Raw genomic sequence first — 22569 nt, 5'->3', positions numbered from 1 at the left:
ATAAAACGGAAGCGGTACCGGCGACCCCGAAAAACCGCTCCATCCACACCTGGTACAAGGAGAAGCTATGCAACACAAGATGAAACAGCTGGCAGGCGCAGCGCTGGTTGCAGCGATGTCGCTGGCGGGGACGGCCAACGCTCAATCGACGGAAGACGTGAAGATCGGTTTCGCCGGTCCGATGACGGGTGCGCAGGCGCACTACGGCAAGGACTTCCAGAACGGCATCACGCTGGCGGTGGAAGACATCAACGCGACCAAGCCGGTGATCGGCGGCAAGCAGATCCGTTTCGTACTGGATTCGGCCGACGACCAGGCTGACCCGCGCACCGGCACGACCGTTGCACAAAAGCTGGTGGATGACGGCATCAAGGGCATGCTCGGCCACTTCAACTCGGGCACCACGATCCCGGCTTCGCGCATTTACGCGAACGCGGGCATCCCCCAGATCGCGATGGCGACGGCGCCTGAATACACGCAGCAAGGCTTCAAGACGACTTTCCGCATGATGACGTCGGACACGCAGCAAGGGTCGGTCGCCGGCACGTTCGCGGTGAAGACGCTGGGCGTGAAGAAGATCGCGATCGTCGACGACCGCACGGCCTACGGCCAGGGTCTGGCCGATCAGTTCGAGAAGGCGGCGAAGGCAGCGGGCGGCCAGATCGTCGATCGTGAATACACGAACGACAAGGCAGTCGACTTCAAGTCGATCCTGACCAAGCTGAAGTCGGTGCAACCGGACCTGATCTATTACGGCGGCGCGGATTCGCAAGCGGCACCGATGGTCAAGCAGATGAAGGCACTGGGCATCAAGGCGCCGCTGATGGGCGGCGAAATGGTCCACACGCCGACGTTCCTGCAGATCGCGGGTGACGCGGCGAACGGCACGGTGGCCTCGCTCGCCGGCCTGCCGCTGGAAGAAATGCCGGGCGGCAAGGACTACGTCGCGAAATACAAGAAGCGTTTCAACGAAGACGTGCAAACGTACTCGCCGTACGCTTACGACGGCGCGATGGCACTGTTCGACGCGATGAAGAAGGCGAACTCGACCGATCCGGCGAAGTACCTGCCGGTGCTCGCGAAGACGTCGATGCCGGCGGTGACTTCGGCGAACCTCGCGTATGACGCGAAGGGCGATCTGAAGAACGGCGGGATTACGCTGTATAAGGTCGTCGATGGGAAGTGGACGACGTTGCAGAGCGTGGGCGGGAAGTAAGGTTTTGCTGCTCGCTTGATGTCAGGAAGCCCCGCTTTTGCGGGGTTTCTTTACGCAGTTCCCCGCAACTTCCTTCCCTGTTCCCGAATCTGCTCAAGCGTCGCCCCCGGCGTACTCGCCTCCTGCGGCATCCGAATCTCGATCACAGCCGCGCATTGGGCCTCAATAGCCCGCTGCAACGCCGGCAAAAAATCGTCCGTCCGCTCGACCGTTTCCCCATGCGCGCCAAACGACCGCGCGAACGCCGCAAAATCCGGATTCGTAAGCCCGGTGCCATGCACCCGCCCAGGATAATGCCGTTCCTGGTGCATCCGGATCGTGCCGAACTGGCTGTTGTTCACGACGATAAAAATCACGTGCAGGTCATACTGCATCGCCGTCGCGAGTTCCTGCGCGGACATCATGAAGCAGCCATCGCCGGCTAACGCGACGACAGCCCGTTGCGGATACAGCGACTTCGCCGCGATCGCCGCCGGCACGCCATAGCCCATCGCGCCGCTGGTCGGCGCGAGTTGTGAACGGAAATGCCGATACGAGAAATGCCGATGCAGCCACGTCGCGTAGTTGCCCGCGCCATTCGTGAGGATCGCATCGGCGGGAAGCTGTGCGCGCAACTGCTGGATCACTTCGCCCATTTGCACGTCGCCTGGAATCTGGCGCGGCTTGCGCCAGTCGAGATACGCCTGATGTGCCTCCGCAGCCGTGCCACTCCATGCCAGCTCACCCGATAACGGCTTCAACGCAGCAAGCAGCGCTGCCAGTTCAGGCATCCCGGACACAATCGGCAGATCGGCGGCATACACACGACCGAGTTCCTCCGCCCCCTGATGCACATGCACAAGCGTTTGCTTCGTCTTCGGAATATCGAGCAGTGTGTAGCCGTTCGTTGTCGCTTCACCTAGCCGCGGGCCGAACGTGAGAAGCAAATCCGCATCGCGAATGCGTTGAGCGAGCGTCGGATTGATGCCGAGACCCACATCGCCCGCATAGTTCGGATGCTCGTTGTCGAGCGTGTCCTGGAAGCGGAACGCGAGGCCCACTGGCAATTGCCAGCTCTCGACAAAGCGCTGCAGGTCCGCGCAAGCATCGGGTGTCCAACCGCTGCCGCCCGCGATCACCATCGGCCGTTGCGCGCCTTCCAGCAACGCGCGTAACTGTTCGATCTGCCCGGCAGACGGTGACGCCGCCACGCGCTGATAGCGCGGCGCACTGGCTACCCATTCGCACGCGTCACTCAACACGTCTTCCGGCAACGACAACACGACCGGCCCCGGCCGCCCCGACGTCGCGGTATGAAACGCGTGGCTCAAGTACTCGGGAATGCGCTTCGGATCGTCGATCTGCGCGACCCACTTCGCCATCTGGCCGAACATCCGGCGGTAGTCGATTTCCTGGAAGGCCTCGCGATCCAGATGCTCGCGCGCACACTGGCCGATCAGCAGAATCATCGGCGTCGAGTCCTGAAACGCGGTGTGTACGCCGATCGACGCATGCGTCGCACCCGGCCCACGCGTGACGATCGCCACACCCGGACGCCCGGTCAATTTGCCGACCGCCTCAGCCATGTTGGCCGCGGCCGCTTCGTGCCGACAGACGATGGTCTGGATGCGCGCGGTTTCGTCGTGCAGAGAATCGAGCACCGCGAGAAAACTCTCGCCGGGCACGCAAAAAACACGTTCGACACCCTGCGTCAGCAACGCATCGACGACGAGACGCGCGCCGGTGGTTTGGGTGGTGGAAGAAGAAGCGAGCGACATTGCGATGAGGCCTCCAGGCAGGGCGATGGGTGCGGTCGTGCAATAGGGGCAATAGGGCGGGCCACATCGGTTTGTGACACACGCCGATGCCGATGAGCGCTTCGACAGCTTACGCCGAGCGCGCGAGCCGTGTCACGGCGCAGCGCACCGCAGAAACGAAAACGCGGGCCGTAGCCCGCGTCGTCGTCACGCAATCGCAAACACGTGCATCAACACTCGACGATATTCACCGCCAACCCGCCGCGCGACGTCTCCTTGTACTTCGTCTTCATATCCGCGCCGGTTTGCATCATCGTCTTGATCACCGAATCGAGCGACACGTAATGCGTGCCGTCGCCGCGCAGCGCCATGCGCGCGGCATTGACCGCCTTGACCGAGCCCATCGCGTTGCGCTCGATGCACGGGATCTGCACCATTCCGCCGACCGGGTCGCAGGTGAGCCCGAGGTTGTGTTCCATGCCGATCTCGGCCGCGTTCTCCACCTGCTTCGGCGTGCCGCCCATCACGGCAGCCAGCGCACCCGCAGCCATCGAACACGCGACGCCCACTTCACCCTGGCAGCCCACTTCCGCGCCCGAAATCGACGCGTTCAGCTTGTATAGAATGCCGATTGCCGCAGCGGTCAGCAGGAAGTCGATCACGCCCTGCTCGTTCGCGCCGGGCATGAAGCGCACGTAGTAATGCAGCACTGCCGGAATGATGCCGGCCGCGCCGTTGGTCGGCGCGGTGACCACGCGGCCACCGGATGCGTTCTCTTCGTTCACCGCGATCGCGTACAGGTTGATCCAGTCGATCATCGACAGCGGATCGCTCAGCGCCCGCTCCGGATGATTCAATAGCGACCGATACAGCTGCGGCGCGCGGCGCTTCACCTGAAACGGCCCGGGCAGATTGCCGTCGGCATCCGGATTGTTGATCCCGCAACCACGCGATACGCACGATTGCATCACGTCCCAGATCTTCAGCAGACCGGTTCGCGTTTCCTCTTCGGTGTGCCACGCGCGTTCGTTTTCCCACATCAACTGCGCGACGCTCTTGCCGGTCGATTCGCACAGCGCGAGCAGTTCGTTGCCGCTGCGAAACGAGTACGGCAATTGATCGACGGCGCTCAGCACCTTCGTATTCGGCGCGCCGGCCGTCACCACAAAACCGCCGCCCACCGACAGATACGTCGACTCGCGCAAGGCCTTGCCCTCGGCGTCGAACGCGCGCAGCGTCAAACCATTCGGATGCTCGGCGAGCGCCTGGCGGTAAAACGAAATGTGCTCCTTCTGCACGAACGGCACCTCGTGCGTGCCGAGCAGCGCGAGCTTGCGCGATACGCGCACGGCTTCGAGCCGTTGCGCGATCGTGTCCGGATCGACGGTATCGGGCGCGTCGCCCATCAGGCCGAGCATCACGCCGCGGTCGGTGCCGTGGCCTTTGCCGGTCGCGCCAAGCGAGCCGTACAGATCGACTTTCACCGATGCGGTCGCAGCAAGCAGCCCATCGCGTTCAAGCCCTTGCGCGAACATCAGCGCCGCGCGCATCGGTCCGACCGTATGCGAACTGGACGGACCAATGCCGATTTTGAAGAGGTCGAACACGCTGACTGCCATTACTGCTCCTGCTGATTGAAGTTGGGTTAGCGCGCCGGCAGCGGCAAACACACGGCGAGCCATGCCGGCGGCGTCGGTGAGAGCTGCAGCGCGATCGGCGTATAGCGTCCGTCGAGACGCGCCGCCAGGTGAAACAGTTCTGCCGCGGACTTCGGATCCCACTGACCCGAATAGCCGGGCTCGCCGGCTTCGCGGCGTTTGGCATCGAACGGAACCGTCGAGCGGACGAATTCCTCATGCGTCTTGCTGCCGTCCGCGTACGGAATCAGCCAGTTGAGCGCGCCTTGCAGCGACGCGCCGTTCGCGCCCTTCTCCGGCAACCAGTTGCGGTTGTGGCGGCGCGCGGCCAGCGCGGAGGTCACGAGCGGCTGCAGATCGTAGGTCACGTAATGCAGCGCGTCGCGCTCGCCGAAATCGAACGTCACGCCGTCCGGCTGAATATTGTCGGCAAGATGTTCGTCGAACAGACGCTGCGCGGCGTTGATCATCTTGCGGTTGTCGAGCGTGAACGCGGCCATGGCGATCAGCTTGATCCGGTGGCTTTGCCAGTTGTTCTTGAAGGTTCCCTTGAGCGGCCGCGGCTGCGCGTCGATCTGCGCGATGTAGCCGTTCGCGAGCTTCGTCAGGAACGCCATCGAAGCGTTGCGCGTTTTCACCGGTAACGCGCTCGCGGTCATGTCGTACGCGAGGATCAGGCCGTCGAAATGCGTTTCGTCGATCGGATTGAAGCTCGGCTGATAGATCGTGACCCACGCGTACAGCAAACGGTCCACCAGCTTCAGATAACGATCGTCGCTGGTTGCGCGCCAGGCGAGCGCGGCGTCGCGCAACAGATCGAGATCGCGTTCCGCTTCGATGCTTTGATCGCGAATGCCCTCGTGCGGCAGCGTGCCCTCGGTATGCAGCTTCGCCAGCGCATGCGGCTGATCGTTCAGATGCGCTTGCACATTGCTCACGAGCAACTTCACGCCAGGATCGGCGTTGGTGCGCTCGCTCGTTTGCAGCGCAGGTGCCGCACAAAAATTCATCGCGGCTCGCGCCTCGCGCAGCGGCAGCAGCAGCGCCGCGCCGGCCAGCGCGAGCGCGCAAGCGTGTTGCCAACTCTTGCGGGCCTGTGTCGTTCCGGTCCGGCTTTGCATCATTCGCACCTTTCGCGCCATGCGAAACTCCTCGTTAGGCTGATTCGGTGTGTGATGTTAGCGGTTTGCGGCGATGAACGACACAACTGCGAGAGAACGGGGCGCCGACCCGCGCGACGCCCGCCGATGCATTTCTCAGGCGCCGCGCGATAGCACTTTCACTCGTAGTCGGCGATCGGCACGCAGGAGCAGAACAGATTACGGTCGCCGTACACGTTGTCCGCGCGGCCGACCGGCGGCCAGTACTTCTTCGCGATCAGCGTGGGCAGCGGATACGCGGCGGTTTCGCGCGCATACGCATGCTTCCACTCGTTCGCGATCCCCACCGCCGCGGTGTGCGGCGCGTGCTTCAGCGGATTGTCCTCGCGATCCGAGCGGCCTTCTTCCACCGCGCGGATTTCCTCGCGGATCGCGATCATTGCTTCGATGAAACGGTCGAGTTCTTCCTTCGATTCCGATTCGGTCGGCTCGACCATCAGCGTGCCCGGCACCGGGAAGCTCATGGTCGGCGCATGGAAACCGTAGTCGGCGAGGCGCTTCGCGACGTCGTCGACGGTGATGCCGCTCGTTTCCTTGATCGGACGCAGATCGAGAATGCACTCGTGCGCGACGAGTCCGCCGGGGCCCGAATACAGCACCGGATAATGCGGCGCGAGTTTGTTCGCGACGTAGTTCGCGTTGAGAATCGCGGTTTCGGTGGCGGCGGTGAGGTTCTTCGCGCCCATCATCGCGATGTACATCCACGAGATCGGCAGGATCGATGCGGAGCCGTACGGCGCGCCCGACACAGCACCGATACCGTTCGGTGCGCGCTCATAGCCCGACGAAATCTGGTTCGGCAGGAACTGCGCGAGATGCGCGCCGACCGCGACCGGACCGACACCCGGTCCGCCGCCGCCGTGCGGAATGCAGAAGGTCTTGTGCAGGTTCAGGTGCGAGACGTCGCCGCCGAACTGACCCGGCGCGCACAGCCCGACCATCGCGTTCATGTTCGCGCCGTCCACGTACACCTGGCCGCCGTGCGCATGTACGATCTCGCAGATTTCGCGGACGTTCGCCTCGAACACACCGTGCGTGGACGGATACGTGATCATGATCGCCGCGAGTTTGTCGGCGTGTTGCGCGGCTTTCTTCTTCAGGTCTTCGATATCGACGTTGCCTTGCGCGTCGCACGCGACCACCACGACCTGCATGCCGGCCATTTGCGCCGACGCCGGGTTCGTGCCGTGCGCCGAAGCGGGAATCAGGCATACGTTGCGATGCGCTTCGCCGCGCGACGCATGGTAAGCGTGGATGATCAGCAGACCGGCGTACTCGCCTTGCGAACCGGCATTCGGTTGCAGCGACACGGCTGCGTAGCCGGTGGCCGCGACCAGCATGTCTTCGAGCTGATCGATCATTTCGCGGTAGCCGACGGTTTGCTCAGCCGGCGCGAACGGATGGATCTGACCGAATTCGGGCCACGTGACCGGCAGCATTTCCGAGGTCGCGTTCAGCTTCATCGTGCACGAGCCGAGCGGGATCATCGAGCGGTCGAGCGCGAGGTCCTTGTCCGACAGGCTGCGCAGATAGCGCAGCATTTCCGTTTCCGAATGATGACGGTTGAAGACGTGATGCGTGAGATACGCGCTGGTGCGCTCCAGCGCGGCCGGCACCGAGGCGGTGTTGGCGGCCGTGAGCTTTTCGTCGAGCGCGTCGACTTGCGGCACGTCCTTCGCGCCGGCTGCGGCGGCGAACACCGCGAGCAGGTCGGCCAGATCGCGGCGCGACGTGGTTTCGTCGATCGACAGACCGACTTGCGTGTCGCTCACGCGGCGCAGGTTGATGCGCTTCGCTTTGGCGGCGTCGTGCAAGGCTTGGGTCCGCGCGCCGCTTTCGAACGTGAGCGTATCGAAGAACGTTTCGTTGACGAGCGTATAGCCTAGCTGTCTAGCGCCTTCGGCAAGCAACGCGGCGATACGGTTCACGCGCAGCGCGATCGTCTTCAGACCGCGCGGGCCGTGATACACCGCGTACATGCTGGCCATGATCGCGAGCAGCGCTTGCGCGGTACACACGTTCGAGGTCGCTTTCTCGCGGCGGATATGTTGTTCACGCGTTTGCAGCGCGAGACGCAGCGCGGGGTTGCCCTGCGCGTCGACGGTCACGCCGACCAGACGCCCCGGCATCTGCCGCTTGAATTCGTCGCGCACGGCGAGATAAGCCGCATGCGGACCGCCGAAGCCGACCGGCACGCCGAAACGCTGCGTATTGCCGATCGCCACGTCCGCGCCCCATTCGCCCGGCGGCGTGAGCACGGTCAGCGCGAGCAGATCGGCGGCGACCACCACGTGGCCGCCCGCGGCATGAATCGCTTCAGCGAGCGCGCGGTAGTCGCGCACGTCGCCGTTCACGCCCGGGTATTGCAGCAGCACGCCGAACGCATTCGCGTTTGCGGCTTCCGCGGTCGGGCCCACTTTCACTTCGATGCCGACCGGCGTGGCGCGCGTCTTCACCACTTCGATGGTTTGCGGCAGCACGTCGTCGGCGACGAAGAACACATTCGACTTCGGCTTGCCCACGCGTTGCAGCAGCGTCATCGCTTCCGCGGCGGCGGTGGCTTCGTCGAGCAGCGAAGCATTCGAGATCGCAAGACCGGTCAGGTCGACGATCATCTGCTGGAAGTTCAGCAACGCTTCCAGACGACCCTGCGAGATTTCCGGCTGGTAAGGCGTGTACGCGGTGTACCACGCCGGATTTTCCAGCACGTTGCGCAGGATCACCGTCGGGGTGTGCGCGTTGTAGTAGCCCTGCCCGATATACGAGCGGAACACCTCGTTTTTGTCCGCGAGTTCGCGCAGCGCGGCGAGCGCTTCGGCTTCGCTCTTCGGTTGCGTGAACGGGCCGAGCGGCAGCGTCTCGGCGCGGCGGATCGTCTTCGGAATGACCGCGTCGATCAGCGCGGCGCGCGACGCGAAGCCGAGGGCTTCGAGCATCGCCTGCTGGTCGGCCGAATCCGGGCCGATGTGCCGTTCGGCGAAGGCGTCGTGCACTTCGAGCGCGGCGAGCGAGAGAGGAGTGCGGTTCATCAGACGATCCGGGTGTTCGAGCTTCATGAGGTGTTCCTGCCGGCGCGGCGGTCCGTTGTTGAGATCCGGAGTGCCGCGCCTGTCGGGTTAAACGTAAAGGTGAATCAGGCGCCGATCGACTTCGAGTACGCGTCGGCGTCGATCAGCCGGTCGTGCGTTGCATCTGCCGACGGCTTGATCCTGAAGAGCCAGTTTTCATACGGCGCGCTGTTGACGCCGTCCGGCGTGTCGGTCACGGCGCTGTTCGCTTCGATGATTTCGCCCGAGACCGGCGCGTAGATATCGGAAGCGGCTTTCACCGATTCGATGACGGCGACGGTGTCGCCGACGGCGACGGTCTTGCCCAGTTCCTGGACTTCGAAGAAGACGATGTCGCCGAGCGCTTCCTGCGCATGGTCGGTGATGCCGACCGTCAGCGTGCCGTCCGCTTCGGTGCGGACCCACTCGTGCGATTCGGTGTATTTCAGATCGGCCGGGATGCTCATCGGATGCTCCTATGCGGTGTGATTCGGTATGAACTTAAAAGTGGTGACGCGCGCGCCGGCTGCCTAAACCGCGAGCACTTTGCCGTTGCGCACGAACGGCAGTTTTACCACGCTTGCAGGAAGGTTTTTGTCACGAATCTGGACGTGAACGGTGTCGCCCGGCTGCACGCCTTTCGGCACGCGCGCAAACGCGATCGATTCCTGCATGGTCGGCGAAAACGTGCCGCTGGTGATTTCGCCTTCGCCGTGCGGCGTGACGACTTTCTGGTGAGCACGCAGCACGCCTGCTGCCTTGCCGTTGTCCTTCAGCAGGATCAGGCCGACGAACGAAGCGCGCGAGCCGTCAGCCACGAGCGTGTCTTTGCCGACGAACGCGCGGGGCGAACTCAGATCGACGGTCCACGCAAGGCCGGCGTCCAGCGGGGATACGGTGTCGTCCATGTCCTGGCCGTACAGATTCATGCCGGCTTCGAGGCGCAGCGTATCGCGCGCGCCGAGACCGGCCGGGCGCACGCCTTGTTCTTGCAGCGCATTCCACAGCGCGATCACATGAGCGGCCGGGACGATGATTTCGAAGCCGTCTTCGCCGGTGTAGCCGGTGCGGGCGACGGTCAGTTCGCCGAACGGCGTGTCTTCGATGCGGGTGGCGTTGAAGGGCTTCAACGCTTCGGTGGCGGCGCGCACGGCCGGCACGGTTTGCCAGACCTTGTCGCGTGCATTCGGGCCCTGCACCGCGACGATCGCGTAATCGCGGCGCGGCGTGATGGTCAGGCCGAAGCGGCCTTCGGTATTGAGCTGGCCGAACCACGCGATGTCTTTGTCGGCGGTGCCGGCGTTGACGACCACGCGGAAGTGATCTTCGCCGAAGTAATAGACGATCAGATCGTCGATCACGCCGCCGTTCGGGTTCAGCAGACAGGAATAGAGCGCGCGGCCCGGCGTTTGCAGTTTGGCGACGTTGTTGGCGAGCGCGTATTCGAAGAAGGCGCGCACGCTTTCGCCGGTGAAATCGACCATGCACATGTGCGACACGTCGAACATGCCGGCGTCGGTGCGCACGGCGCGATGTTCGTCGATTTGCGAGCCGTAGTTGACAGGCATGTCCCAGCCGCCGAAATCGACCATGCGGGCATTGAGCGCACGATGGGTGGCGTTGAGCGGGGTGTGTTTGAGTTCGGTCATCAGGGCCTCAGGCAATCTCGACGGAAACAAAAAGGCCATGCGGCTCGATCCCTCGCGGCGAAAAGCGCCTGCGAGCGATTAATTCTGCATGACCCCTCTGTCCTCGATACCTGAGAGATTGCGCCACCGCGACCGGCTTGCCGAATCACGGTGAAACGCGCGCCCCTTCGGTGGGCAGCTTGCCGGGTCTGTTCGTTACTGCAATGACGTAACGCAGACGGCTACTGCCGCTCTCCAGAGTGCGAAAAACCGGTGTCGCGATGTTGCGTGGACGCGGGTTTTTCGACGCGGTCGGTCCTTTTGCCTGAGAGTTTGCGGGTGTGCCCCTTCGGCGGCGCGGCCTGCGATTTTCTGCGGCCAGCACGCTCTCCCGACGCGTGCGGCGAATGTACGCGACGGCCGGAGGCTTGTCAAATAAAGGCCCGCGACGCGCATGGGAGTGGGCGCCGCGACCATTCACATGTCAAAAAAAGCGCGGGACGTGCTGCCCGCGCTTTTTTCGCTGCATTGCCGGTGAGAACGGACGCGCTTATTCGCCGATCGCGTGCGCCGCGTTGTCGAGTTCCTGATTCAGCACACGCTGTTCGTCGCCGGACAGGCCGCCGCCGTGTTGCGCGGCCATGTCGTGAGCTTCCTGGCGGATCACGTCGAGGCGATGATGCAGCGCGCCGCCTTGCGGGGGCGGGTAATAGCCTTGGTTGACGTGATTGTCGATGCGGTGATGCAGGTTATCGACGCGGCCGTCGACCTGATGAAGGCGTTGATCCGCGATCTGCTGCGGATTGGGACGCGGCGGTGCCGGCGGAGGCGCCACCACGCAGGCGGCGAGCGAACTGAGCAAGGCGCATGCGGTGAGCGTGGGGATGATACGTGGCATGGACTCTCCGGGAGGTCGTTGTCGTTTTGTAGTGCTACTGCGTAGCAACGGGTCAACGGCGGTTCCCGCTGACCACAGCGGCACCGTTATTTGTAACGTTATGTACGTGTTGGGAATGTCAGGACTTGTTAGCTAACGCGTGCTCAGTCCGACATTCCACGCCGCGCATCTGAACGACTTGGCGACTCAGCGACTCAGCGAATGCGTTCGAACGGCAGGCGGATGCCTTCGTCCGAACTACGCGCGGCCAGTTCGATGATCGTCATCACGTCGACGGCGTCCTGTGCGCTGACCGGAAACTTCACGCCGTTCTGGATCGCCTCGGCCACCGCGATATAGAAGCCGGTGTAATCGCCGTCGCGAGTCGGCAGTTCGCGCTCGACTTCCTGAGCGCCGTCGAGCAGGCGCAGCGCGCCGGCCGCGTTGCCCGCGCCAAAGCCTTCGTCGCCCGGCCGCAGTCCGGCTTTCAACTGGTCTTCCTGCGTGTCGAGCCCGTACTTCACATAGCTGCCGCGCGTGCCGTGAATCGTGAATCTCGGCGCGACCAGTGCGGTCAATGCGCTGGCGTGCAGCACCACCTCGAATGCGCCGTAGCCCAACTGGATGTGCACGTAGTCCGGCGCGCTCGCCTGGTCGCGATGGGTGCGAACCGTGGCCGACACGGTTTCCGGTGCGCCGAATAGCGCCAGTGCCTGGTCGATCAGGTGCGGTCCGAGATCGAACAGCAGGCCGCCGCCGCGCGAAGCCTCTTCGCGCCACCGCTGGCGGACTTCCGGCCGGAAACGGTCGAAGTGCGATTCGTATTGCGTGACGCGGCCCAGTTCGCCGCCGGCCAGCAGATCCCGCACGGTCAGAAAATCGCCGTCCCAGCGACGGTTGTGAAACGGGATAAACAGCTTGCTGCGCGCCAGCGCGATGTTGGCCAGCGTGTGCGCGTCGGCTGCGGTGAGCGTGACCGGCTTGTCGACCACCACATGCTTGCCCGCTTCCAGCGTGCGGCGCGCGAGGTCGAAGTGCGTGTCGTTGGGGGTCGCGATGACGATGCAGTCGAGTTCCTCGAGCGCGAGCAGTGCGTCGAGATCGGCCACGACCTTCGCGTGCGGATAGTCGGCCAGCGCGTTTTCGGGCTTGCTGGTCGCAATCGCGGCCACACTCGCGCGGCCGCAGTGTTCGATCACCGGTGCGTGAAACGTCGCGCCGGCGAAACCGTAACCCATCAATCCAATTTTCAGCGATGCGGACATGCGTGTCTTCCTGCAAAAACGGCGCGCCGCGTGGCCACCGCGGCGGCGGCGCGCAACAGCGCAATTGTGGCATGTCGCGGCGGCAGGCTGTCGGCGGTGTCTATTATCGGGTCGCGCCTGGAGATTAGACGCCGCGTGCGCGGGAGTGCCGATCGGCCACCGCTCGCAGCATTCGGGCCGCGCGCGTTCGTCTATCAGCCATCGCTTTTATCCATGTTAACATCGCTCCTCTCGCGCGGAACGCGACGAGTCGGAACGGCTGGCGCGTCAGGCGGCACCGTTTGCTCCCGGCACCGCGCAGCATGCCCCCGGGCGTCTCGGTCGCGCGAATTCGTGCCCAACGCCCTCGACCGCCGCCTTCAACCGCTGCTTCACCGCTGCACCAACCGCATTCACCATCCACAGACGATGTCCGCAGGCCTGAACCCCGCTCAAAGTGAAGCGGTCCGTTATCTCGACGGTCCGTGTCTCGTGCTCGCCGGCGCCGGTAGCGGCAAGACACGCGTGATCACGCAGAAAATCGCGCACCTGATCGAGGCCAAGGGTTTCGAGCCGCGCCACATCGCCGCCGTCACGTTCACGAACAAGGCCGCGCTGGAAATGCGCGAGCGCGTCGGCAAACTGCTCGAAGGCAAGACGCTCACCACGCCCGGCAAGGAAGGCCGCAAGGTGCCCGTCAATCAGTTGACGGTGTGTACGTTCCACTCGCTCGGCGTGCAGATTCTGCGTCAGGAAGCGGAACACGTCGGCCTGAAACCGCAGTTCTCGATCATGGATTCGGACGACTGCTTCGGCATGATCCAGGAGCAGGTCGGGTCGACGGATAAGGGCTTCATCCGCAAGATCCAGTCGATCATCTCGCTGTGGAAAAACGGCATGATCATGCCGGAGCAGGCGATCGCGATTGCCGCGAACGAAGACGAACATCAGGCCGCCATCGTCTACCGCAATTACGTGGCGACGCTGCATGCGTATCAGGCGGTCGATTTCGACGATCTGATCCGTCTGCCCGCTGAGCTCTTCGAGAAGAACGAGCAGGTGCGCGACCGCTGGCAGAACAAGCTGCGCTACCTGCTGATCGACGAGTATCAGGACACCAACGCGTGCCAGTACGAACTGGTGAAACTGCTGGCCGGCAAGCGCGCGGCATTCACGGCCGTCGGCGACGACGACCAGGCGATCTACGGCTGGCGCGGCGCCACGCTCGAGAATCTCGGCCAGCTCAGCAAGGATTTTCCGAAGCTGCATCTGATCAAGCTGGAGCAGAACTACCGCTCGACGGTGCGCATTCTCACCGCGGCGAACAACGTGATCGCGAACAACCCGAAGCTATTCGAAAAGAAGCTGTGGTCGGAGCACGGGATGGGCGACACGATCACCGTCACGCCTTGCAACGACGAAGAGCACGAAGCCGAATCCGTGGTGTTCCGACTGTCCGCGCACAAGTTCGAGCGGCGCACGAATTTCCGCGATTACGCGATCCTGTATCGCGGCAATTTTCAGGCGCGCATTTTCGAACAGGTGCTGCGCCGCGAACGAATTCCGTATGTGCTGTCGGGCGGCCAGTCGTTCTTCGACAAAGCCGAGATCAAGGACATCTGCGCCTATCTGCGCCTGATCGCGAACGCGAACGACGACCCCGCGTTCATCCGCGCGATCACCACGCCGCGGCGCGGCGTCGGCAATACCACGCTCGAGGCGCTCGGTTCGTTCGCGGGCCAGGCGAAGGTGTCGCTGTTCGAGGCGGTGTATATGGGCGGGATCGAGGCGCGTTTGTCGCCGCGTCAGATCGAACCGATGCGCGTGTTCTGCGACTTCATGCAGCGCCTCACCGAGCGCGCGGAGAAAGATGCCGCCGGCACGCTGCTCGACGAACTGATGGACGCGATTCACTACGAAGCCTATCTGTACGACGCATTCGACGAGCGCCAGGCGCAGGCGAAGTGGCAGAACGTGCTGGAGTTCATCGAATGGTTGAAGCGCAAAGGGACCAAGGCCGAACCTGCGGCGGGTTCGGAGAATAGTGAAGCGACCGGCTTCGACACCGCCGACGGTTTCGGCGACACCGGCAAGAATCTGCTCGGCCTGATCCAGACGGTCGCGCTGATGTCGATGCTCGAAGGCCGTGAAGAAGATCCCGATGCCGTGCGGCTTTCTACGGTGCATGCGTCGAAAGGGCTCGAATATCCGCACGTGTTTCTGGTGGGCGTCGAAGAAGGCATCATGCCGCACCGCGGTGGTCCCGACGACGAACCGATCGACGACGCGCGCATCGAGGAAGAGCGCCGGCTGATGTACGTCGCGATTACGCGTGCGCAGCGCAGCTTGCATCTGAACTGGTGCAAGAAGCGCAAGCGGGCGCGCGAAACGGTGGTGTGCGAGCCGTCGCGTTTCATCCCCGAGATGCTGCTCGACGATGCACCGCCGCCGACGCCGGAAGAGGCGCCGATGTCGCCGAAAGACCGGCTCGCGAGTCTGAAGGCGTTGTTGCAGAAGCCTTGATTGGGGGAGTTTTTGGCCGCTGCGGTTCGTGGTGGCTGCGATGACTTACGCACATCAAGACCCTTGGCCTGTCAGGTTCATCGGCGTTTTTTCCGACAGCCCGCGCTACAGTGGCGCGGCTCGTCGCTCGCGGAGCGGGAGCGTCAATCGGAGACTGTTCGCATGACCACGCCGCCGCTCGCACCATATCGCCGCGCGCTCGAAACCTATATCGATGCGAAAGACAACACACGCGCCGGGCGTATCGCCGAGGCCTTCGCGCCGGATGCAGCGCTCACCATTTCGCTGGCAACGTCGAATATCGCTTTTCCGGCGCGCACGGTCGGCGCGGACGCGATTGCGAAAACGCTCGTCAGCGATTTCGGTGCGCAGTATGAGAAGTGCCGTACCTATTACATCGACGATGCGCTTGCCGTGGATAACGGCGTGATCGACGCATTGCCCTGGCTCGTGGTGATGCGGGAGCGGGCGACGGGCGCGCTGCGTGTCGGTCACGGCACCTATCGCTGGACGTTCGATGCCACGCCGATGGTGACGGCTTTTCACATTCACATCGCGCGGATGGATGTCGTGCCGGACGCTGACGGTGCGTTGCTTGTGGCCTTGCAGAGCGGCTTGAGCTATCCGTGGCTCGCGGCTGCTGAATTGCGCGCGCATTTCAGCGAGCTTGCTCACGGCACGCCGGCGCTCGCCTTTGCCGAAGCATTCAGTTTGCCGGCGAAGTCAGCCGAAACCTGAGCACGCGTTTAATCGGCGAAGCCGTCCAGCCGGCAAAAATGCCGCACATGAAAAAATCCCTGTGCCGTGTTGCCACGGAGCAGGGATTTTTTGCATTGCGTGAATGGTCAGGCGCGAACCGCTTATTTCACCGAACTCACCATGTAATCGACGGCGGCCTTCACGTCGGCGTCGGATGCATTCGACCCGCCTTTCGGCGGCATCGCGCCCTTGCCGTGCAGCGCGTAGTTGTAGACAGTGTCCATCGGTTCTTTGAGGCGCGGCGCCCAGGCTTCCTTGTCGCCGAATTTCGGTGCGTTCAGCACGCCGGCTGCATGACACGCCTGGCAAACCTGCGTGTACAACGCCTTGCCCGCTTGCGATGCATCCGCGCTTTGCGTTCCAGCGGCTGCCGGCGCTGCAGCTTGCGGCACGCTTGCCATCGCCGCAAGAGCAGCCGCGGCCTGCGTGGCACCCGCGTCTGAAGCGCCTGCCGTCGCTGCCGCAGTCGCGCCCGAAGCGGCGGCAGCGCCCGCGGCCGGCTGTGCCGGTTCAGGGAAGCTCGCGCCCGAGTTGTTCGCCATGTAAACCACCGCACGGGCGATTTCGAAGTCGCTATAGTCGTCCGGGCTGGTGCCGCCGCGCGGCGGCATGGCGCCTTTGCCGGCGAGCGCCGTGTGCCACAGCGTGTCGAAGCCTTGCGAGATGCGCGGCGCCCAGTCGGCGGTATTGGTGAATTTCGGCGCGCCTGCGGCGCCCGACGCGTGACACGCCGAGCAGACCGCTTTATAGACCTCTTCGCCGGATTTGTAGACGCGCGGCGCATTGGCGTCGCGAATGTCGACCTGGGCGAGCGGTTTGATGCGGGCGGTGACCTCGGCTTCGGAAAGACTGTCTGTGCCGGCGCCTGTGCGGGTCGAATTATCGACGTAGATCACTAGCAGAACGATGATGACGATCGGTACCGCAAAACTGGCAATGATCGCGGCAATGAGCTGCCCGGGGGTTTTGATTGGGGCTCCGTGTGGTGCTTCGCTCATGCTTGTCTCGTCTCCGTGGGAATGTGAGCGGTACAGCGTGACGGCAACTTCTTGTTCTTTATCAGCCACGGACGATTATAGACGCAAGATTTCGACGGCGGCGAGGCCCGCGGCGCGGTGTTCAGCAGGCGTTTACCCGCATCGTGACAGGCGCTTTGCGCGGCCCGCGAAGCGCTGGAAACGGGCTGGCAGGCCGTCCGGTGGACGGTTTAGTCGAAACCGGGTATCCTTCCGGTCTCGCTTTGGCGCCGCATCCATTCTGGTTGCCGCGCTTTCGTGTTGAAGCGCCCGTAGCTCAATGGATAGAGTACTGCCCTCCGAAGGCAGGGGTTGCTGGTTCGATCCCAGCCGGGCGCACCAATAGCCGCAAGGCTTTCAGCGGTTTCTCTGCTCCAGCGTTTCCCATCTTCCCAGATCCTTCAGCGCCTCGTGCTTGGTGCGTCTTGAGCGTGTCGCGCAGCGCGTCGTTCATACACGTTTGCCAACCTTTGCCGCTTGCTCTGAAACGCTCGATTATCTCAGCGTCGTATCGAACCGTTACTGCGACTTTCGGGTGCGCGAGCTTCAGCCGGCCGCGGTTTATCTCCCGGTTGTGCGGTACTTCATGTGCCGCGCAGAAAGCACTGCGGGAAGGTGCTCCGAGTTGGCAGGAGGCGCTCTCGGTTCCCCGTCCGTCCCACGCAACCCGGTTTCTATGGACAAGCATTTTCAAGACTGCTCGCCCTTATCTCCCGCTCACACCCGCACCAGCAACTTCCCCAGATTCTTTCCTTCAAACAGACTATTCAAAGCCTGCGGCAGCGCCTCGAACCCATCCACATAAGTCTCCTGATAAACGATTTCCCCGTTCTTCACCCATGGCGACACAGTCCGCAGCATCTCGTCCATTCGATGCACGAAATCGCGCGCCAGAATTCCCTGGATCGTCGCGCGCTGAAACAGCATGTGCTGCAGGAAGCGCGGTGCCAGATCCGGCGTGTCCAAACCGCCGTCGTATTGCGCGATCGCGCCACAAATCACGATCCGCGCGCGCCGTTTGATGAGCGGAATCACCGCGTCAGTGACCATGCCGCCGACGTTATCGAAGTACACATCGACACCATCCGTCGCCGCCTGAAGCGCCGCTTGCAACTCCTCGAGCGTCCGATGCGCGCGATAATCGACCGCGCCGTCGAGCTTCAGCGTGTCGGTCAGAAACGCGCATTTGTTCGGCCCACCCGCGATACCGATAACGCGGCAGCCCGCCCGTTTGCCGAACTGCGCAACCAGCGAGCCGACAGCGCCTGCCGCGCCCGACACGACCAGCGTATCGCCAGGGCGCGGCCTGCCCGCTTCCATCAAACCGAACCACGCGGTGCGGCCCGGCATGCCGAGCACACCCAGCGCGGTCGACACCGGCGCGGCGTCGGGATCGAGTCTGGTCAGTTCGCTGTGATGGCATTTGGCATACAACTGCCAGCCGCTATACGCGGACACCCAGTCGCCGGCCTTGAAATGCGGACTCGCCGACGCCACCACTTCACCCACCACCCCCGCGCGCTGCACGATTCCAAGCGGATGCGGCACGTCATACGTATTGCGTTCGTGCTGCTGGATGCGGATATACGGATCGACGCTGACGATATGCGCCCGGATCAACACCTCGTTCGACGCGAGTTCGTCGTCGATTTCACTTTCGCGCAACTCGTAGTGTTCGTCGCTGACGCGTCCATCGGGCCGCTTCACGTAAAACCACTGGCGATTCTGATAACTCATTTGAAGACCCATTGCTGTCATGGACGGTGAGCGATCTTACCAGCGGCGCGCTGGCCGGTCGTCATCGTTTAAAGCTTGTTGAAAGCTGCGCGCGCCGTTAGAATCGCCCCCGTCACTGGGGAGTAGCCTTCCTTCACCCATTGAAGGAGAGCGCGTCAACATACTTGGCCTGCAGGCCATGGCGCGTTCGACCGGGTCGGTTTGGCGAGACCATTGGCGTACTGCTTCGTTCTGGTCGGACGAGTGGCGGTGCGTCATTGGTTCGTCATCGTCGTCCGACCGCGGAGTTGTGCTGTGAAACATCGTCGTACCTCGTCTTTCTCCCCGCCTCGTCCCTTTTCGCACCCCGCATTGCGCCGCCTGCTTTCCACGTTCGCCGGGAGCCGCGCATGACCGGTCTGCTGTTCGAACTCGCCGTCATGCTGCTCGTCATTCTGTTGGCGGCCGAGTTGTTCACCAACGCGCTGGAACATCTCGGCGAGCGTCTGAAAATCTCTGAGGGCGTCACCGGCTCGCTGTTCGCCGCGGTCGGCACCGCGTTGCCGGAAACGCTCGTGCCTTTGCTCGCGATTGCAGGTGGCACCGCCGACAGCGCGGTCAATCAGGAGATCGGCGTCGGCGCGATTCTCGGCGCGCCGCTGATGCTCTCCACCCTTTCCACTTTTCTGATGACGCTCGCGATCCTTGGCTCACGTGGCGCGAAAGGCTGGGTCACGCCCGAACGCACCGGTTTCACACGCGATCTGAATTACTTTCTGTGCGCCTTCGTGCTGGCGGCCGCCGCGATGTACGTGCCGCACGAACAGATGATCGTGCGCGCGGCGTTCAGCGTTGCATTGGTGGGCGTGTACGTCACGTATGTGGTGATGACGTTCCGCGCGTCGGACCAGCTCGTCGACGCCGGTCACGGCACCGAAGCGCCCGGCAGGATGCTGCTCTCGCGTGTCGGTCTGCCGACCAACCTCGTGACGATCGCATTGCAACTGACGCTGGCCGTCGCGTTGCTGGTGTGGGGCGCGGAAGGGTTCATCCACGGCGTGCGGGGCGTGTCGCAGGCGCTGGGCGTTTCGCCGCTGCTGCTGTCGCTGCTGATCATTCCGATCGCCACCGAGTTGCCGGAGAAGGTCAACAGCATCTTGTGGATCCGTCGCGGCAAGGACACGCTCGCGTTCGGCAACATCACCGGCGCGATGGTGTTTCAGGGGACGTTGCTGCCCGCGATCGGCATTTTGCTGACGCCGTGGACGCCGCGCATCGAAGTGGTGACCGGCATCGTCATCACGCTTGCCGCCGCGGCATGGCTGCGCATCAACGTGCGCGAACGCGGGTTGCCGGTGTGGGCGCTGCTGGTGTGCGGCGTGTTGTATGCGATGTATCTGGTGATTACGCTGAGCCGCTGAGCTTGCGATGAGTGGCGGGAGCGGCGGGAGCGGCCTCGGTTCGAACGCCTGAAGCAACGCACGAAAGGCCGCGCCCGCGCGGCCTTTCGTGCAGTCCATGCTATCTGGCCTGCGTTGCAACGGCAGATGCAGCCGCCGCAGCGCTATCCGCCTTGAACACCGTCTTCCAGTCGTTCTTCATATCGACGACGAGCCAGCCTTTCGTGCCGGCTTCGTCCAGACCCTTGTCGAGCTTGCCGCTTTTCGCCGTGCGGTCGTACGCATATTCGCGCTCCGCGTCCGTGTGATGCAGCAGCGCGGCGAAGCGCGGGCCGTCGCCCGTGGAAGTCCATTCGAGCATCGGCACGTCGCCGTCGGCGTTGCCGAACGCGATCACCGGCCGCCGCCCGATCACGCGATCGATGGCGAGCGGTTTCGCCGCGCCGTCGACGAGCGTGTCGACCTGCGCGAGACGCGTCAACGAAGTCGCGCCGTTCGTCTGGCCGTACCTGTATCTGACGGTGCTGCCGATCACCTGCTCGGGTGGAATGCCGTACACACGTTGCGCGAGATCGCGCACGAACTCGACGTCGTTGCCGGTCACGAGATACGTCTTGAAGCCGTGAGCGCGCAGGTAGGCGAGCAATTCCAGCATCGGCTGATAGGCGAGATCGGTGTACGGGCGGTTGAAACGCGGGTCGCTGGCCGAGTCGAACCACTCGTGCACGAGCGCGGCGAATTGATCGCTGGTCATGCCGGCATGCGCCGCGGCCAGCACGCGCATCGACCCGGCGTCGCCGCTTGCCGCGACGCTCTTCAGATTGCCTTTCAGGATCGAGCGGAACGGCTCCTGCCGCTTCCATTCGGGATGCCGCGAAGCCACCGTCTTCACGCGCTGCAACGCGAACACCAGTTGTACCGACGCGGGTTGCTCGGGCCACAGCGTGCCGTCGTTGTCGAATACGGCGATGCGATCCGCGCGCGCGATGAAGTCCTTCGATTCCGGCGTGGTCACCAGGGTGACGAAGTCGACGATCGAACGTTTGCTCGCCGTGTCGTTCCACGACGCCAGCGCGGCGCCGCTGGCCGGATCGGCGCGCGACCCGTTCGCCTCCTGGCGCGGGATGATGGTGCAAGCGGCGAGAACCACGACGGTCAAAGCGATGCCATACCGGTACATCGTGCGAATCATGAAATCCTCATTAATGGTGGGGCGATTCAATGCGAGCGAAAGTCTAAAGGGCGGCGACGCTTGTTGCAGCATCTTTTTGTGGCTTTTCCGACACTGGAATTCAATGCCCGATATCGGCACCGACATATAAAGCTCGTTAATTTTTTCCATGCCCGGGTATAGCCGGCGCACTCAACAATCGTTAAACAATGCCTGATGAATTAACCCTGCGATTCGATGGCGGCGGAAAACAACTAGCTTTCGGTGTCGTTACAAATTTATCTCTGTAATTTTGAGAAACGTTTGCTAGTATTGTTTCACCGTAGTTTCCTATCGTGGTTTTTCATCTCCGCATGCCTCGTTTGGTGCGGCGTCCCTGCTTGACTGAAGGAGCGTCCATGCAAGCCCTGTGTCCGGTCGCATTGTCTGATCGCATTGCGTTTTCGACTTAGTCGAAGCTAGTCGCGCTTTATTCGCCTCAAAGAAATCCGGATCGCTGGCGGCTCCGGAAGGGCTAATTCGTGCCTGAAAAACGAATCGCTTTAATCAAAAAGCGGAGCGATGTTTCTTTGTGTTTATTTGCTGATTTGCAAAGGCATGCGCTCGCTTTTTAATTGGCCACCTGTAGCCGAGGCGAGAAAATGGTTATCCAGCGAATCTTTTGGGCGGCGTCATTCGGCGTCGCCGCGGTCGTGTCATCTCCGGCATTTTCCCAGGCATCCGCCGACGAAGCCAACAAAAGCAATAACCCGCTCAATCCAGCCGCGTCGTTCAACGTGCAGAACTACTTCACGCCGAGCGTATTCGGCGCGAGCGCCCACACGAACGACCTGCTGTTGCGCCCCACCGTGCCGATTGCCCCGAACGGTCTGATCGGCGTGCCGGAGATCTTCCGCGCCACCGTGCCGGTCAGCACGCGGCCCGACCCGAGCGGCGGCTACAACACCGGCCTGGGCGACATCAACCTGTTCGACATTTTTCTGCTGTCGCAGGGCGACGTGCAGGTCGGCGTCGGCCCGCTTGTGACACTGCCGACCGCCACCGATCCGAGTCTCGGCACCGGCAAGTGGCAAGCGGGTCTCGCCGCTGTCGCGGTGAGTGCGACCAGGGCGCGCCTGCTCGGCGCGCTGGTGCAGTGGCAACACTCGTTCGCCGGACAAAGCAGCCGGCCCACCACGCAGTCGCTGACCGCGCAACCGTTCGGCATTTTCAATCTGCCCGGTGGCTGGTACATCCGCTCGACCGGCATCTGGACATTCGATTTGCAGCACGGCAGCTACTACATCCCGGTCGGCCTCGGTGCCGGCAAGGCGTGGAAGGGCGGCTCGACGATCTACAACGCGTTTATCGAACCGCAGTACTCGGTCGCGCATTCCGGCGCCGGCGTGCCGAAGTTCACGATCTTCGCGGGCCTGAACATGACGTTCGGCAAATAGTAG

The 22569-nt window shown here is 63.1% G+C and carries 16 protein-coding genes, 1 tRNA gene, 1 pseudogene and 3 riboswitches; of the genes and pseudogenes, 6 read left to right on the top strand and 12 right to left on the bottom strand.

The annotated features are described in order from the left end of the window. The first annotated feature begins 67 nt into the window (after positions 1–67). Entirely contained in the window at positions 68–1216 is a 1149-nt protein-coding gene (locus PQQ51_RS24485; RefSeq protein WP_408499447.1) for a branched-chain amino acid ABC transporter substrate-binding protein, read from the top strand. A 50-nt stretch (positions 1217–1266) separates the two neighbouring features. Here the strand turns inward: PQQ51_RS24485 and PQQ51_RS24480 are convergent, their stop codons facing one another. From PQQ51_RS24480 to PQQ51_RS24445, 8 genes are all read right to left on the bottom strand, one after another. Beyond that, entirely contained in the window at positions 1267–2973 is a 1707-nt protein-coding gene (locus PQQ51_RS24480; protein WP_408499446.1) for a thiamine pyrophosphate-binding protein, read from the bottom strand. A 209-nt stretch (positions 2974–3182) separates the two neighbouring features. Then, positions 3183–4571, bottom strand: a complete 1389-nt coding sequence (locus PQQ51_RS24475) for an L-serine ammonia-lyase (protein ID WP_408499445.1) — start codon at positions 4569–4571, stop codon at positions 3183–3185. A gap of 26 nt (positions 4572–4597) precedes the next feature. Then, positions 4598–5731, bottom strand: a complete 1134-nt coding sequence (locus PQQ51_RS24470) for an alginate lyase family protein (protein ID WP_408499444.1) — start codon at positions 5729–5731, stop codon at positions 4598–4600. Positions 5732–5868: 137 nt separating this feature from the next. After that, on the bottom strand, positions 5869–8805 hold the full coding sequence (gcvP, locus tag PQQ51_RS24465) for an aminomethyl-transferring glycine dehydrogenase (RefSeq protein ID WP_408499443.1): 2937 nt from the start codon (positions 8803–8805) through the stop codon (positions 5869–5871). Positions 8806–8882: 77 nt separating this feature from the next. Continuing rightward, a complete protein-coding gene (gene gcvH / locus PQQ51_RS24460; protein WP_408499442.1) occupies positions 8883–9263 on the bottom strand; it encodes a glycine cleavage system protein GcvH in 381 nt (126 codons plus the stop codon). 63 nt (positions 9264–9326) lie between these two features. Next, positions 9327–10445: a glycine cleavage system aminomethyltransferase GcvT gene (gcvT, locus tag PQQ51_RS24455; protein ID WP_408499441.1), complete on the bottom strand. Its 1119-nt coding sequence runs from the start codon at positions 10443–10445 to the stop codon at positions 9327–9329. An 87-nt stretch (positions 10446–10532) separates the two neighbouring features. Then, positions 10533–10693: riboswitch (glycine riboswitch) on the bottom strand. A 34-nt stretch (positions 10694–10727) separates the two neighbouring features. Then, a riboswitch (glycine riboswitch) is annotated at positions 10728–10828 on the bottom strand. Between the two features lie 146 nt (positions 10829–10974). Continuing rightward, positions 10975–11322 (bottom strand): hypothetical protein, encoded by a 348-nt coding sequence (locus PQQ51_RS24450; protein WP_408499440.1) that lies wholly within the window; start codon positions 11320–11322, stop codon positions 10975–10977. Positions 11323–11516: 194 nt separating this feature from the next. Beyond that, a complete protein-coding gene (locus PQQ51_RS24445; RefSeq protein ID WP_408499438.1) occupies positions 11517–12566 on the bottom strand; it encodes an oxidoreductase in 1050 nt (349 codons plus the stop codon). Positions 12567–12974: 408 nt separating this feature from the next. Here PQQ51_RS24445 and PQQ51_RS24440 point away from each other — a divergent pair, with 408 nt between their 5' ends. Both PQQ51_RS24440 and PQQ51_RS24435 read left to right on the top strand, forming a co-directional pair. Further along, complete coding sequence (locus PQQ51_RS24440; RefSeq protein ID WP_408499437.1) at positions 12975–15068, top strand: UvrD-helicase domain-containing protein; 2094 nt, start codon at positions 12975–12977, stop codon at positions 15066–15068. A gap of 162 nt (positions 15069–15230) precedes the next feature. Then, positions 15231–15806, top strand: coding sequence for a hypothetical protein (locus PQQ51_RS24435; RefSeq protein ID WP_408499436.1), 576 nt, complete (start codon positions 15231–15233; stop codon positions 15804–15806). 122 nt (positions 15807–15928) lie between these two features. Here the strand turns inward: PQQ51_RS24435 and PQQ51_RS24430 are convergent, their stop codons facing one another. Further along, on the bottom strand, positions 15929–16825 hold the full coding sequence (locus tag PQQ51_RS24430; RefSeq protein ID WP_408499435.1) for a c-type cytochrome: 897 nt from the start codon (positions 16823–16825) through the stop codon (positions 15929–15931). Between the two features lie 284 nt (positions 16826–17109). Between PQQ51_RS24430 and PQQ51_RS24425 the strand changes: the two genes are divergently transcribed. Continuing rightward, positions 17110–17185 (top strand) — tRNA-Arg (locus PQQ51_RS24425). A gap of 103 nt (positions 17186–17288) precedes the next feature. Here PQQ51_RS24425 and PQQ51_RS24420 read toward each other — a convergent pair. Beyond that, positions 17289–17531 (bottom strand): annotated as a pseudogene (locus PQQ51_RS24420) (BrnA antitoxin family protein); the annotation flags it as partial. Positions 17532–17560: 29 nt separating this feature from the next. Then, a complete protein-coding gene (locus PQQ51_RS24415) occupies positions 17561–18580 on the bottom strand; it encodes an NADP-dependent oxidoreductase (protein WP_408499434.1) in 1020 nt (339 codons plus the stop codon). A gap of 105 nt (positions 18581–18685) precedes the next feature. Continuing rightward, a riboswitch (yybP-ykoY riboswitch) is annotated at positions 18686–18857 on the top strand. A 112-nt stretch (positions 18858–18969) separates the two neighbouring features. Here PQQ51_RS24415 and PQQ51_RS24410 point away from each other — a divergent pair. Beyond that, entirely contained in the window at positions 18970–19980 is a 1011-nt protein-coding gene (locus PQQ51_RS24410) for a sodium:calcium antiporter (protein WP_408499433.1), read from the top strand. A 100-nt stretch (positions 19981–20080) separates the two neighbouring features. On the opposite strand, the gene PQQ51_RS24405 is transcribed toward PQQ51_RS24410, so the two are convergent. Then, the gene (locus PQQ51_RS24405; RefSeq protein WP_408499432.1) at positions 20081–21151 is read right to left on the bottom strand and encodes an HAD family hydrolase; all 1071 of its coding nucleotides are present in this window, start codon (positions 21149–21151) and stop codon (positions 20081–20083) included. 671 nt (positions 21152–21822) lie between these two features. Here PQQ51_RS24405 and PQQ51_RS24400 point away from each other — a divergent pair. Further along, entirely contained in the window at positions 21823–22566 is a 744-nt protein-coding gene (locus PQQ51_RS24400; protein WP_408499431.1) for a hypothetical protein, read from the top strand. Positions 22567–22569 lie beyond the last annotated feature (3 nt).

The sequence above is a fragment of the Paraburkholderia xenovorans genome (assembly GCF_046030735.1).
Lineage (GTDB): Bacteria > Pseudomonadota > Gammaproteobacteria > Burkholderiales > Burkholderiaceae > Paraburkholderia > Paraburkholderia xenovorans_A.
This window is presented reverse-complemented; position numbering and strand designations above follow the sequence as displayed.

What these genes read in the sequence shown, in the direction of transcription:
- PQQ51_RS24440 (WP_408499437.1), top strand. Translation starts at nt 12,975, where the DNA reads ATGTCCGCAGGCCTGAACCCCGCTCAAAGTGAAGCGGTCCGTTATCTC.
- PQQ51_RS24430 (WP_408499435.1), bottom strand. Translation starts at nt 16,825, where the DNA reads ATGAGCGAAGCACCACACGGAGCCCCAATCAAAACCCCCGGGCAGCTC.
- PQQ51_RS24405 (WP_408499432.1), bottom strand. Translation starts at nt 21,151, where the DNA reads ATGATTCGCACGATGTACCGGTATGGCATCGCTTTGACCGTCGTGGTT.
- gcvT (WP_408499441.1), bottom strand. Translation starts at nt 10,445, where the DNA reads ATGACCGAACTCAAACACACCCCGCTCAACGCCACCCATCGTGCGCTC.
- PQQ51_RS24435 (WP_408499436.1), top strand. Translation starts at nt 15,231, where the DNA reads ATGACCACGCCGCCGCTCGCACCATATCGCCGCGCGCTCGAAACCTAT.
- PQQ51_RS24415 (WP_408499434.1), bottom strand. Translation starts at nt 18,580, where the DNA reads ATGAGTTATCAGAATCGCCAGTGGTTTTACGTGAAGCGGCCCGATGGA.
- PQQ51_RS24445 (WP_408499438.1), bottom strand. Translation starts at nt 12,566, where the DNA reads ATGTCCGCATCGCTGAAAATTGGATTGATGGGTTACGGTTTCGCCGGC.
- PQQ51_RS24450 (WP_408499440.1), bottom strand. Translation starts at nt 11,322, where the DNA reads ATGCCACGTATCATCCCCACGCTCACCGCATGCGCCTTGCTCAGTTCG.
- PQQ51_RS24480 (WP_408499446.1), bottom strand. Translation starts at nt 2,973, where the DNA reads ATGTCGCTCGCTTCTTCTTCCACCACCCAAACCACCGGCGCGCGTCTC.
- PQQ51_RS24485 (WP_408499447.1), top strand. Translation starts at nt 68, where the DNA reads ATGCAACACAAGATGAAACAGCTGGCAGGCGCAGCGCTGGTTGCAGCG.
- PQQ51_RS24410 (WP_408499433.1), top strand. Translation starts at nt 18,970, where the DNA reads ATGACCGGTCTGCTGTTCGAACTCGCCGTCATGCTGCTCGTCATTCTG.
- gcvP (WP_408499443.1), bottom strand. Translation starts at nt 8,805, where the DNA reads ATGAAGCTCGAACACCCGGATCGTCTGATGAACCGCACTCCTCTCTCG.
- PQQ51_RS24470 (WP_408499444.1), bottom strand. Translation starts at nt 5,731, where the DNA reads ATGGCGCGAAAGGTGCGAATGATGCAAAGCCGGACCGGAACGACACAG.
- gcvH (WP_408499442.1), bottom strand. Translation starts at nt 9,263, where the DNA reads ATGAGCATCCCGGCCGATCTGAAATACACCGAATCGCACGAGTGGGTC.
- PQQ51_RS24475 (WP_408499445.1), bottom strand. Translation starts at nt 4,571, where the DNA reads ATGGCAGTCAGCGTGTTCGACCTCTTCAAAATCGGCATTGGTCCGTCC.